This is a genomic window from Vibrio sp. St2, from assembly GCF_947311885.1.
GTDB classification, from domain to species: Bacteria; Pseudomonadota; Gammaproteobacteria; order Enterobacterales; family Vibrionaceae; genus Vibrio; species Vibrio coralliilyticus.
In genome coordinates this window covers 62,637-75,073 of sequence record NZ_CAMZNA010000010.1, presented here as the reverse complement: position 1 = coordinate 75,073, position 12,437 = coordinate 62,637, and the positions used below count along the sequence as shown (strand labels likewise).

At 46.8% G+C, this 12,437-nt stretch carries 12 protein-coding genes and 1 other annotated feature; of the genes, 6 read left to right on the top strand and 6 right to left on the bottom strand.

The genetic code is table 11. The annotated features are described in order from the left end of the window. Window positions 1-39: 39 nt before the first annotated feature. Window positions 40-1,470, top strand: coding sequence for a bifunctional D-glycero-beta-D-manno-heptose-7-phosphate kinase/D-glycero-beta-D-manno-heptose 1-phosphate adenylyltransferase HldE (gene hldE / locus QMA41_RS21295; RefSeq protein ID WP_281630557.1), 1,431 nt, complete (start codon window positions 40-42; stop codon window positions 1,468-1,470). A 139-nt stretch (window positions 1,471-1,609) separates the two neighbouring features. Here the strand turns inward: hldE and arcA are convergent, their stop codons facing one another. Continuing rightward, the gene (gene arcA / locus QMA41_RS21290) at window positions 1,610-2,326 is read right to left on the bottom strand and encodes a two-component system response regulator ArcA (RefSeq protein ID WP_006957769.1); all 717 of its coding nucleotides are present in this window, start codon (window positions 2,324-2,326) and stop codon (window positions 1,610-1,612) included. A 325-nt stretch (window positions 2,327-2,651) separates the two neighbouring features. On the opposite strand from arcA, the gene QMA41_RS21285 reads away from it, so the two are divergent. Then, entirely contained in the window at window positions 2,652-3,041 is a 390-nt protein-coding gene (locus QMA41_RS21285) for a DUF3293 domain-containing protein (protein ID WP_019278036.1), read from the top strand. A 29-nt stretch (window positions 3,042-3,070) separates the two neighbouring features. Next, complete coding sequence (locus QMA41_RS21280) at window positions 3,071-3,556, top strand: putative 4-hydroxy-4-methyl-2-oxoglutarate aldolase (RefSeq protein ID WP_172857748.1); 486 nt, start codon at window positions 3,071-3,073, stop codon at window positions 3,554-3,556. Here QMA41_RS21280 and QMA41_RS21275 read toward each other — a convergent pair. Then, the gene (locus QMA41_RS21275) at window positions 3,553-4,014 is read right to left on the bottom strand and encodes a hypothetical protein (protein ID WP_281630556.1); all 462 of its coding nucleotides are present in this window, start codon (window positions 4,012-4,014) and stop codon (window positions 3,553-3,555) included. The genes QMA41_RS21280 and QMA41_RS21275 overlap by 4 nt on opposite strands. A gap of 283 nt (window positions 4,015-4,297) precedes the next feature. Further along, window positions 4,298-4,417 (top strand) — a sequence feature (Thr leader region). A gap of 30 nt (window positions 4,418-4,447) precedes the next feature. On the opposite strand from QMA41_RS21275, the gene thrA reads away from it, so the two are divergent. From thrA to thrC, 3 genes are read left to right on the top strand one after another with little or no spacing between them, the layout of a single operon-like run. Then, the gene (gene thrA, locus QMA41_RS21270; protein ID WP_043006885.1) at window positions 4,448-6,907 is read left to right on the top strand and encodes a bifunctional aspartate kinase/homoserine dehydrogenase I; all 2,460 of its coding nucleotides are present in this window, start codon (window positions 4,448-4,450) and stop codon (window positions 6,905-6,907) included. Window positions 6,908-6,924: 17 nt separating this feature from the next. After that, on the top strand, window positions 6,925-7,881 hold the full coding sequence (gene thrB, locus QMA41_RS21265) for a homoserine kinase (RefSeq protein WP_006957764.1): 957 nt from the start codon (window positions 6,925-6,927) through the stop codon (window positions 7,879-7,881). Beyond that, on the top strand, window positions 7,878-9,161 hold the full coding sequence (gene thrC, locus QMA41_RS21260; RefSeq protein WP_281630555.1) for a threonine synthase: 1,284 nt from the start codon (window positions 7,878-7,880) through the stop codon (window positions 9,159-9,161). Before thrB ends, thrC begins: the two co-directional genes overlap by 4 nt. A 62-nt stretch (window positions 9,162-9,223) precedes the next feature. On the opposite strand, the gene QMA41_RS21255 is transcribed toward thrC, so the two are convergent. From QMA41_RS21255 to mtnN, 4 genes are all read right to left on the bottom strand, one after another. Continuing rightward, a complete protein-coding gene (locus QMA41_RS21255; RefSeq protein WP_029236075.1) occupies window positions 9,224-9,844 on the bottom strand; it encodes a TRIC cation channel family protein in 621 nt (206 codons plus the stop codon). An 83-nt stretch (window positions 9,845-9,927) separates the two neighbouring features. Beyond that, a complete protein-coding gene (gene btuF / locus QMA41_RS21250) occupies window positions 9,928-10,752 on the bottom strand; it encodes a vitamin B12 ABC transporter substrate-binding protein BtuF (RefSeq protein WP_229631098.1) in 825 nt (274 codons plus the stop codon). Continuing rightward, window positions 10,753-11,706, bottom strand: a complete 954-nt coding sequence (locus QMA41_RS21245; RefSeq protein ID WP_281630554.1) for a cobalamin biosynthesis family protein — start codon at window positions 11,704-11,706, stop codon at window positions 10,753-10,755. 23 nt (window positions 11,707-11,729) lie between these two features. Next, window positions 11,730-12,428: a 5'-methylthioadenosine/S-adenosylhomocysteine nucleosidase gene (gene mtnN / locus QMA41_RS21240; protein WP_045985460.1), complete on the bottom strand. Its 699-nt coding sequence runs from the start codon at window positions 12,426-12,428 to the stop codon at window positions 11,730-11,732. Between the last annotated feature and the right edge of the window lie 9 nt (window positions 12,429-12,437).

Here is a 12,437-nt window from a genome sequence, read left to right as displayed (position 1 = left end):
TGTTAAACTCTTGCCCGAATTAGAATCTGGAGACCCATAATGAAACCAATCCTACCGAACTATAGTGATTCTGGTGTATTGATCATCGGTGACGTCATGCTTGATCGTTACTGGTATGGCCCGACTGGACGCATCTCCCCAGAAGCCCCAGTTCCTGTAGTAAAAGTAGAAAATAACGAAGAGCGTCCAGGCGGTGCAGCTAACGTAGCAATGAACATTGCTTCTTTGGGCGGCCATGCGCATATCGTAGGTTTAACTGGGATTGATGAGCCAGCCAAAGTGCTCAATGAGACGCTGTCTGCACTGAAAGTAAAGTGTGACTTTGTTGCTCTGCCAAACTATCCAACCATTACTAAACTTCGCGTTTTGAGCCGTGGTCAGCAGCTGATCCGCCTAGATTTCGAAGACAAATTTGAAAATACCGATGCCGAGCTGATTTTAGATCGTATGGAACAGGCTCTACCAAAAGTGAAATCGGTTGTTCTGTCTGATTATGCGAAAGGAGCATTGGAGCACGTTCAGCAATTCATTCAGAAAGCACGCGCAGCCAAGGTTCCTGTGTTTATTGACCCTAAAGGCGCGGACTTTGAACGCTACCGCGGTGCGACATTACTGACTCCAAACATGGCAGAATTTGAGCTGGTTGTGGGTAAGGTAAAGTCTGAAGAAGAACTGGTCGAGAAAGGCTTAGCGCTGATTGAAGAATTCGACTTTGAAGCACTGTTGGTAACGCGCAGTGAACACGGTATGACATTACTGCGTCGTGGTCAGGAGCCATTCCACCTGCCAACTCTTGCTAAAGAGGTGTATGACGTGACAGGTGCAGGCGATACCGTGATTTCTGTCCTTGCTGCGTCCGTTGCTGCGGGTAAACCGCTGGATGAAGCTTGTGCATTGGCAAATGCAGCAGCAGGCGTCGTGGTTGGTAAACTGGGTACATCAACGGTATCAACCATTGAACTGGCGGAAGCGGTTCATGGCAGCCAAGACACTGATTTCGGTGTCATCACTGAGCTGGCGCTGATTGAAGCGGTGAAGAACGCACAGTCGAAGGGCGAGAAGGTGGTGATGACCAATGGTTGTTTCGACATTCTGCACGCTGGACACGTTTCTTACCTGAACCATGCTGCTGAATTGGGTGACCGCCTGATTGTTGCTGTGAACACGGATGAATCTGTTAAGCGCTTGAAAGGCCCTGGTCGCCCAGTTAACCCGACAGATCGCCGTATGGCGGTTCTGGCTGGCCTTGGTGCGGTAGATTGGGTTGTCCCATTTGGCGAAGAAACGCCTCAACGCCTGATTTCCGAAGTCTTGCCAGACATGCTTGTGAAAGGTGGTGATTACAAGCCTGAAGAGATTGCGGGTGGTAAAGAAGTGATTGCCAATGGCGGTGAAGTTAAAGTACTCAACTTTGAAAATGGTTGCTCAACGACTGAGATCATTGACGCCATCAAGGGCGGCAAAGGCTAAAGACATATTAGGTAGAGCGTTATTACGCTCTGCCTGAATCACAGCTTGCTCATAAGTTGTTACCATTTGAGTCGCAGCCGATAGTGAAAAATAAAAAATGGAGCCAATTGGCTCCATTTTTCTATCTTCATTCTGGTGATTATTCTTCTAAATCACCACAGAATCGGTAACCTTCACCGTGAATAGTCGCGATGATTTCTGGCGTACCAGAGACTGACTCAAAGTGCTTACGGATACGACGGATAGTCACATCGACAGTACGGTCATGTGGCTTAAGCTCACGACCAGTCATTTTCTTAAGCAGGTCAGCACGTGTCTGGATCTTGCCTGGATTTTCACAGAAGTGAAGCAGGGCACGGAACTCAGAACGTGGTAGCTTGTAGCCATCGCCACTTGGGCTAACCAGTGAGCGGCTATTGATATCCAATACCCAGCCGTTGAATTCGTATTTCTCAACGCTACGTTTCTCTTCCGTTACTACACTGGTGCTCATTGAGCGGTTCAGCAGGTTACGAGCACGGATAGTGAGTTCACGTGGGTTGAACGGCTTAGTAATGTAGTCGTCTGCACCGATCTCAAGACCAAGGATCTTGTCGACTTCGTTGTCACGACCAGTCAGGAACATTAATGCCACATTTGCTTGCTCACGCAGTTCACGTGCAAGCAGAAGGCCATTTTTACCTGGAAGGTTGATGTCCATAATAACCAGATTTACCTGGTTGTCAGACAGCACCTGGTGCATCTCTTCACCGTCACTGGCCTCGAAAACAGCGTATCCCTCTGCTTCAAAAATACTCTTTAGAGTGTTACGAGTTACTTGCTCATCTTCAACAATAAGAATGTGCGGGGTTTGCATTGGCGGTACCTAAACTTGTGAAAAAATTGTGCTAATAGAATAAATTCTAGGCAAAAACCTAACATACAGGTAATGTGATGTTGATAATAAACCAAAGACTGTAAAAATACATTGTTTCTTTGGTTGCCCGCCTTCCTTGGTCCCAATTCGCTTCTTGAGGTCCCTTTTCCTCACACGTTCTATTAGTCTTTGAGGCGGATTCTATAATGTTAACAGCATGCTAACAACGTCAGAATGTTAATTCCATGCACTTTGTTGATTTATATCAAGAGTTCGAATGTAACAAATATTAATAGTCTAAAACAAATGTAAAACTGTGGTTTATATGATGGTTGATGCACAACTTTGGCAAGAATATTCAGACCCTTACTTCAAATTCATTCGTTCGCCGAGCTGTCATCAGTTTGCCATTATCACGGCGTGGAACCCCGCCAGTCAGTGGCAGTCCAAACAACAAAATCAGCGAAATAATCACTACTTAGTTCAAGAATTTAGCCATACTTACTTTGTTGAAGTGCTAGTGGGAGATGAAAGTTTCGGTTGGGCTGAAGAGAGTTTCGCTGTCGATATTGATGAGTTACAGGCACTAGAGCTAGGGCGTAAATATCAGCAGAACGCCATTTACTATGTTGATGGTAATGAGCTGTTTTTACTCTCCTGTTTGGCTGACGGAGCGAAAGTCAGTTTAGGTGAGTGGGAATATCGATGCAGATAAGAAATTAAAGCCATATTCATGGAGGAAAAATGAAAGATATAACACCGGATATATGTGATAAACATGAAGATAAAGTAACGTCGTTGGATTTGCCCTTACACACTTTTGGTAACAAAAGTGCGTTCTGGGGAGAAATTGTCACGGTGCGCTGCTATCACGATAACTCCAAAGTGAGAGAAACCTTAAGCCAGGACGGTAAAGGCAAAGTGCTGATCGTCGATGGGCATGGTTCCTGCCAAAAAGCCTTGCTTGGTGATCAATTGGCGATCCTAGCAATTGATAACAACTGGGAAGGCGTGATTGTTTATGGTGCGATCCGTGATGCGGCTGCAATGGCGGAAATCGAACTGGGAGTTAAGGCGCTCGGGACCAGCCCATTTAAAACGGAAAAGCGTGGGGCGGGTGATACGAATGTGACCTTGACGATACACAACCAAATGATCCAGCCTGGCGACTACGTCTACGCCGACTGGAATGGTGTGTTAACGTCTACTGAGTTGTTGGACTGGAGTTAGAAGCGAAAGCCGATACCGACTTCCAGCTCTTGTTGCCACTCTTGATGTTCGAGAGTGGCATGGAGATCGAGATTTTCAGTCAACCTCATGCGACTTGAAACTTCTGCGGCAATGACTTTATCTGTCCCTTCTGCCGTGTTTTCTTCGTTGTAAGAATGCAGAGTACTTTTTACCGAGACTCTTGGCGTTATCTGGTAGCTTACACCACTTAAAAATCCACTTTCGTTGGTATTACTCCCTTGATTAACACGGGCTCCTACATACAAATCAATGTTATCAAATACGTTATAAGAGTAACCGCCATCAATCTTCCAAGTATCAAAATCGTGTTGATCGGTCTCACTGGAGAGGAATAGTTTATGTGGAGATACTTTTTGCTGTGATGGTAAAGCAGGGAGCTCTGTAGCCACTGACGAGCACGCAACAAGAGTAAGCAAAAGGCTTAGTGTTTTTTTCATTTGCCACTCCTTGGTCGTTATTTATCCACTGCAAGATCAATTAAAGCATAAAACAAAAGTACTGGGAGAATCTTTTTCAGCTAAAACTGGATCTAACCAATATGCATTCTGATTCATTTTGTTTTCTGATGGGATAACTTATTGAACTGGCTCACAGAAGCCAATTAGGCCGAAGTGTAAACAAAAAATAAAAACTTTTCGTTGACTCATGCTAAACAAATAGGTTAAACGTATGGGTAAGCAAACACACAATCGCAATAAAATTAAGCTATGCAAAACCACAGCCACCTAGTAATGACCACAACCATTATTATTACCGACATCACACATGTTGGGGCAGGCTGCTAAGCGAAAGAAATTCAAAAAAAAGGCCTGTATCCCACAAGATACAGGCCTTTTTTTATAACTAATTTACAGACATTTGGAGGAAGGGATGCGTGTTTTAAAGTTTGGAGGTTCATCATTAGCAGATGCTGATCGTTTTTTACGAGCAGCGGATATCATAGCTAATAATGCTCAGCAGGAAGAGGTCGCTGTTGTTCTCTCAGCACCAGGTAAAACAACCAATAAACTGGTTGCCGTGATTGATGGGGCGTTGAAAAATGGCGAGGCCGAGCTGCAAATCGCTGAGTTGGAAGACTCTTTCCGCGATCTGTATCAGGATATCAAACAAGTCTTGCCTAACATTGATGGTTCCGGCTATGACAACCAAGTAAAAACCTCTCTGACTCAACTGCGTCAGTTTGTGCACGGTATTAACCTGTTGGGGATGTGCCCAGATAACGTCAATGCTCGTATCATTAGTAAAGGTGAACGTGTTTCCATTCAGCTTATGAAAGCGGTATTGGAAGCAAAAGGTCAACCAGCTAGCCTGATTGACCCGGTGAAATACCTTTATGCGAACGGTGAACACTTGGAGGCGATGGTTGACGTTGAGGTTTCGACTCAGAATTTCCGTCAAAATCCGCTGCCTAAAGGTCACGTCAATATCATGCCTGGCTTTACTGCAGGTAATGAAGAGGGCGAACTCGTCACTCTAGGTCGCAACGGCTCTGACTACTCGGCAGCGGTGTTGGCAGCGTGTCTACGCGCTGATTGCTGTGAAATTTGGACCGACGTTGATGGCGTCTACAACTGTGATCCACGATTAGTTGATGATGCACGTCTACTGAAATCACTTAGCTATCAGGAAGCGATGGAGCTGTCTTACTTTGGCGCTTCCGTACTTCACCCTAAAACTATCGCTCCGATTGCCCAATTCCATATCCCATGTCTGATCAAAAACAGCTTTAACCCACAAGGTGCGGGCACGTTAATCGGCCAAGACACGGGTGAAGACAAACTTTCCATTAAAGGTATTACCACGCTAAGTGACCTGACCATGGTCAATGTTTCAGGTCCGGGAATGAAAGGCATGGTCGGAATGGCGAGCCGCGTATTTGGTGCCATGTCTTCAGCGGGTGTCTCTATTGTACTCATCACTCAGTCTTCTTCTGAGTACAGCATCAGTTTCTGTATTGAGGCGGAAGATAAAGCCATCGCTCAGCAAGCGCTCAGCGACTCGTTCGAGTTGGAGCTCAAAGACGGCCTGCTTGAGCCTGTTGAGTTTATGGATGATGTCGCCATTGTGACTTTGGTTGGTGATGGTATGCGCACTTCTCGCGGCGTCGCCTCTCAATTCTTCTCATCTTTGGCAGAAGTGAACGTTAATATCGTGGCTATCGCGCAAGGTTCATCGGAACGTGCGATTTCAGCTGTGATTCCTGAAGATAAGATTTCTGAAGCGATTAAAGCGTGTCATGAGAACCTGTTTAACTCTAAACACTTTTTGGATGTGTTTGTGGTCGGTGTCGGTGGCGTTGGTGGCGAGCTGGTGGATCAAATTCAGCGTCAGCAAGCGAAACTGGCGGAAAAAGGCATCATTCTAAGAGTCTGTGGTTTAGCGAATAGCAAGGGGCTACTGCTCGATAGTGAAGGTCTGCCTTTAGAGCACTGGCGTGACCGCATGAACGACGCAACTGAAGAGTTTAGCCTCGCGCGATTGATTTCTCTCGTCCAGCGCAACCACATTATCAACCCAGTGCTGGTGGATTGTACCTCTTCGGAATCTATCGCTAACCAATATGCGGATTTCTTGGCAGCGGGCTTCCACGTTGTCACACCAAACAAAAAAGCCAACACGGCGAGCATGGCCTATTACCATCAGCTGCGCGATATTGCCCGTAGTTCACGTCGCAAGTTAATGTATGAAACAACAGTTGGCGCTGGCCTACCAGTGATCGAAAACCTGCAAAATCTTATCTCCGCAGGGGATGAACTTGAGCGCTTTAGCGGAATTCTTTCTGGTTCGCTGTCCTACATCTTCGGTAAGCTTGATGAAGGTATGACGCTAAGTCAGGCAACCAATATTGCTAAAGATAATGGCTTTACCGAGCCAGATCCACGTGATGATCTGTCTGGTATGGATGTCGCTCGTAAGCTACTAATTCTTGCACGTGAAGCCGGCATGAATTTAGAACTGGAAGATGTGATTGTTGATCAAGCATTACCACCAGGTTTTGATGATTCAGGCAGCGTAGATGAGTTCATGGAACGATTGCCTGAGGCGGATGCGTACTTCCAAGAGTTGTCCGCCAAGGCTGCGGAAGATGGCAAAGTGCTACGTTATGTTGGAGAAATCAATGATGGCCAATGTCGTGTTAGCATTGCTGCCGTTGATGAAAATGATCCTATGTTCAAGATCAAGGATGGTGAGAACGCATTGGCCTTCTACAGCCGTTACTATCAGCCAATTCCACTGGTATTGCGTGGTTATGGAGCGGGTACAGAAGTAACTGCTGCTGGGGTATTCTCAGATGTGATGCGTACTTTAGGATGGAAACTAGGGGTTTAAAACGAATGAGTAGTGGTATGGATGTGGTGGTTTACGCCCCAGCGTCAATAGGTAACGTGAGTGTTGGTTTTGATGTGCTCGGTGCTGCGGTATCGCCTATTGATGGCACCTTGCTTGGTGACCGAGTGATGGTGAAAGCTGGAAACGAGTCTTTTAGCCTCAAAACAGCGGGCGATTTTGTTTCCAAGCTACCGGAAAACCCTAAAGAAAATATCGTTTATGATTGTTGGCAAGTGTTTGCCAGAGAGCTAGATAAGAAAGGCGTGACTCTGTTACCTCTTGAAATGACGCTTGAGAAGAACATGCCGATCGGTTCTGGGTTAGGCTCCAGTGCCTGCTCTATTGTCGCGGCTCTGGATGCGTTAAACCAGTTCCATGGTAATCCGTTGGATAAAACTGAGCTATTGGCATTAATGGGTGAGATGGAAGGGCAGATATCTGGTGGCGTACATTACGACAATGTCGCACCATGCTATCTGGGTGGTGTTCAACTAATGCTTGAAGAGCTCGGCATCATCAGTCAGGAAGTGCCATGTTTTGATGACTGGTACTGGGTAATGGCGTACCCGGGTATTAAGGTATCAACGGCGGAAGCTCGTGAGATCCTACCATCTCAATATCGTCGTCAGGATATCATTGCTCATGGTCGACACTTGGCCGGCTTTATCCATGCTTGCCACTCGAACCAGCCAGAGCTGGCGGCTAAGATGATCAAAGACGTGATCGCTGAACCATATCGTGAGAAACTGCTACCGGGCTTTGCTGATGCACGTAAATATGCGGCAACAGCAGGCGCTCTGGCGACGGGCATTTCAGGAAGTGGCCCGACGCTGTTTAGTATTTGCAAAGATAAAGATGTCGCTGAGCGAGTTGCTCGCTGGTTAGAACAAAATTACGTACAAAACCAAGAAGGATTCGTCCATGTTTGTCGTTTAGACAAGCAGGGCTCGAAAGTAACAGGAAGTGAGCTATGAAGCTTTACAATATAAAAGAAAATGATGAACAAGTTTCCTTTGGCCAAGCCGTTCGCCAAGGGTTAGGCCGTAATCAAGGTCTGTTTTTTCCATCGGAATTGCCGAAATTTGATGATGTTGATGCGCTGCTAGCAGAAGACTTCGTCTCTCGTAGCACTAAAATTTTATCAGCGTTGATTGGTGATGAGCTGAGTGAAGAGCAAGTTAACTCCATGGTTGACGCGGCGTTTCAATTCCCTGCACCAATCAATCAAGTTAAAGATGGTGTCTATGCGTTAGAATTGTTCCATGGTCCAACTCTAGCGTTTAAAGACTTCGGTGGGCGCTTTATGGCGCAATCTCTTGCTGCGGTATCAGACGGCGGCAAGATTACTATTTTGACCGCAACCTCTGGCGATACTGGCGCAGCCGTGGCACACGCTTTTTACGGTATGGAAGACATCAATGTGGTGATTCTTTACCCGAAAGGTAAGATCAGCCCACTGCAAGAGAAGCTATTCTGTACGCTTGGTAAAAACATTCACACCGTAGCGATCGATGGCGACTTTGATGCTTGTCAGGCACTTGTTAAGCAAGCTTTCGATGACGCGGCGCTGCGTGAAGAAATTGGTCTAAACTCAGCAAACTCAATCAACATCAGTCGTTTGATGGCGCAAATCTGTTACTACTTTGAAGCCGCAGCGCAAATGAGTAAAGAGCAGCGCGAAAACTTGGTTGTGTCTGTGCCAAGTGGTAACTTTGGTAACTTAACTGCTGGTCTATTGGCGAAAGCACTTGGTCTGCCAATTAAACGCTTTATTGCTGCAACGAACGCCAATGATACTGTGCCACGTTACCTAGAAACAGGTAATTGGGAGCCAAAGCCTACAGTCGCGACGACATCGAATGCGATGGATGTAAGCCAGCCAAACAACTGGCCGCGTATCGAAGAGCTATGCCGCGTGAAAGAGTGGGGCCTAGAGACATTAGGTAAAGGTGCGGTTTCTGATGAGCAAAGCGCGCAGTCAGTGAAAGATTTGCACTCGCTTGGTTACCTATGTGAGCCACACGGCGCCATCGCATACCGCGTCCTTGAAGAGCAATTGCAAGAAGGCGAAACGGGTCTATTCCTTTGTACGGCTCACCCTGCGAAATTCAAAGAAGTCGTGGATGAGATTTTGGACTCAGACATTGATTTGCCAGGTCCGCTGGCAAAACATGCCGCGATGGAACTGCTTTCTGAAGATCTTGCCAATGACTTTGACTTGCTGAAAGACGTTCTTCGTCGAGTTCAAAAGTAATTTGTCACTGAAAGTAAAAAGGTCACCTCGGTGACCTTTTTTGTGTGCCTTGAGCGTTTTAATTAACGATTGAGCGCAAATGTTGGTAGAGACAAGTGCCAGCGAATCGCGCCTAGGCGAATCAACAAAGTAGAAAAGACACCGGCTAAGAATGCAGTGTCAGGATCATGTCCCATCGCGAGCGCTGTGGTGTGGAATACCCCGCCAATAATACACGCCGTGGCATAGACTTCACTTCTTAGTACCATTGGGACTTCCCGAGCGAGTACATCACGGATGATACCGCCGCCACACCCGGTAATCACACCCATGATGATCGCAACCAGTGCTGAGTCCTGATAGGCCATGGTTTTATCAACACCAATACCAACAAATACCGCAAGACCTATTGCATCACATACTGGCAAAATCCACCAAGCTAAGCGTTTAGGACGGCGAACAATGATCATCGTTAGCAGACAGGTGATCAAGATGGTCCACAAATAGTTTGTGTCAGTAATCCAGAATACTGGGGTGGCACCTAATGCCATGTCACGAATTGTACCGCCTCCAATAGCGGTTACGCTGCCAAGTACGGCAACACCAAAAGGGTCCATTTTGAGTCGGCCGGCAAGCAGCACTCCTGAGACAGCGAAAATGGCGGTGCCGAATAAATCGACACTGTATAGCAGCATGGAATCCACGGGATTAATATCTCTTACAAATGCTCAGTGATCCTGAGGAATAAAAACGACGGCGGATTGTATGGTATCAGAGCTAAGCAGTGTTAGCGATTTTGCCTGACGGTTTCGAAGTGCTCACAAACTTCTTCGATTGCATTCAGCGTTCTGGGGGTCGGTCGGTTGAGCCAGTCTGAATTCAGTGACCAGACGTATCCGTTTTCAACCGCAGACAACTGTTTTTTCCAGTCCAGCCAAGGGTTCCCTTTTGCGATGGCATGCTCTGAGGTAAAGATGACTTCTGGGTTACTTAACACCACTTGTTCAGTGCCAACTTGTGGGTAGGGTGCGGCACTTTGTTCAAACACATTCTCTCCACCACAAAACGAAAATACTTCGCTTGGCCAATTCCCTTTTGCAACGGTAATTATCGGCTGTTCGCTCAGCTGATAGAAATACCTTACTGGGATATCCGTTTGATAGCGTTGCTTAAACTTCGCCAGCTCATTCCTATAATGCTTGGCTATATTGAGTCCGACGGATGGATCTTGCGAATATTGGCTTAATTGTTCGATGTTGTTGGCAATGTCATCCAGCGAGCTGGTTGTCGAGTAGTAAATGTTGATACCAAATTGCTTCAGCTTTTCCAATTCTCTAGCAGGGTTACCGGCAGGCCATGCGATCACCAGATCAGGTTGGAGCGCAATAATGCGTTCGAGCTTTATACCTTGGTAGTTGGAGACTTTTTCCAGCTTTGTTGCCTGTTCAGGGTAATCGCTGTGCTCACTGACTGCGATCAGTTTGTCGCCCAAACCCGCCGCAAATGCCATTTCAGTCGCGTGAGGGGCCAAGCTAATAACGCGTTCCACGGGGGCTGCGTTAACCATCGTGGAAACCAGTAATGTAATGAAGGTAAGCAGCCGTATCTGCATTTAGATTCCTTGATAAATAAGGCCCATGATAGCGCTTTGTACCATGATCCAGGCGAACATTCGCCATGCCAGCAGGCGCTGTACTTGAGCTATATGTATGGCAGACGGCGCAATTCGGCCTCCCAGCTTGCTGCGAACCGATTTTTTGCCGTCATAAATAGCAGGTCCACCGAGAGAAAGCTCTTGTTTCGCGCCGACGGCGATGATCAACCACGATGGGCCCGGTAGCGGCCAAGTCGCTGCTTGTTGCTTAAGCAGAGCCCACACTTCGCTGGTTCTATTTCCCAATGCAATCATAACGGCGAATAAGCGTAATGGGATGTAATCCAAAACGGCGACAGCTCGAATGACAGGGAGGCCAAAAGGTGAAAACTTCTCGCGTGATGGTGACCAGGCTCGAGCTAGTTCTACCGTCATACGATAAATGAAGGCGCCAATCCCGCCTGTAATGGCGTACCAAAATAGCACTGCGACCACATTGCGACCGTATGACATGATGAGGGTTTCTGTGCCCGCTTTTCCTAAGCCGAGAAGAGACAACGACTCGGTGGAGCGATTCACCATTGGCTTGAGGAGCATTTTAGCGTGCTCTTTATCTTCTCTGGCCAGTGCTTCGACAAAATGGGCGGTGAATTTATCGGTATTGCGCCAGTCTATAGCGAGTAATAACAACGCAAGCTCAAACAGCTGGGCTTGCCACACCAACGGCTTTAACGCGATTAAAACAGCGAGCATAGGGACGATCATCAGCAACCACGCCAGGGTGCCTGAGATCATACTTTGTGAATAACTGGAATTGGTATTGACCTTGTCGGCCAGTTGCTCAGCAAATCTATGCCATAAAATAGCAGGGTGCGCTTCACGAGGAAAAGGGAGGATAAGATGAAACAACAAAGCGCCCCATAACACTAGGAGCGCTCCGTTTGAGTATAACTGATTAAAAAGTTCTTCCATGAGTATCAGCCACTCGCTATTGATTATGCTTTAAGCAACTCAACCATTTTGAAGACCATTTCAGAAGAGCTCTTCGCTGCAAGAGGCAAGAACTCTTCGAAACTCATTGGTGACTCTTTGTCAGCTACGTCTGAAATAGCACGCACAACAACAAACGGTACTTTAAATTGGTGACAGGCTTGAGCAATTGCAGAAGCTTCCATTTCAACGGCAATCACCGATGGAAAATGTTGGCGGATAAACGCTTGACGCTCAGCGGTGCAGACAAACGTATCACCAGTACAAATCAGGCCACGTACAGCATGTTTGTCTTCCATTTGTGACAGGGCTTTTTCCGCTACGTCCATCAGCTTCGCATCCGCAGTGAAAGCTGCAGGTTGCCCTGCCATTTGACCAATTTCATAGCCAAATGCCGTTACATCCGCATCGTGGTGACGAACTTCTGTGGAAATAACCACATCACCTAAATTCAATGTAGAATCAAAACCACCTGCGGAACCTGTATTGATGACAACATCTGGTTGGTATTCATCAAGCAATACTGTGGTGCCTACTGCTGCTGCCACTTTACCGATACCAGATTGAAGTAGGACTACGTCTACACCGTTCAGTTGACCAGAGAAGAAAGTACAACCCGCTTTTGACACTTCTTGGCAGTTTTCAATAGCTTGCTTAAGAATAGAGACTTCTTGCTCCATTGCACCGATGATGCCGATTTTCATAAGGAATCC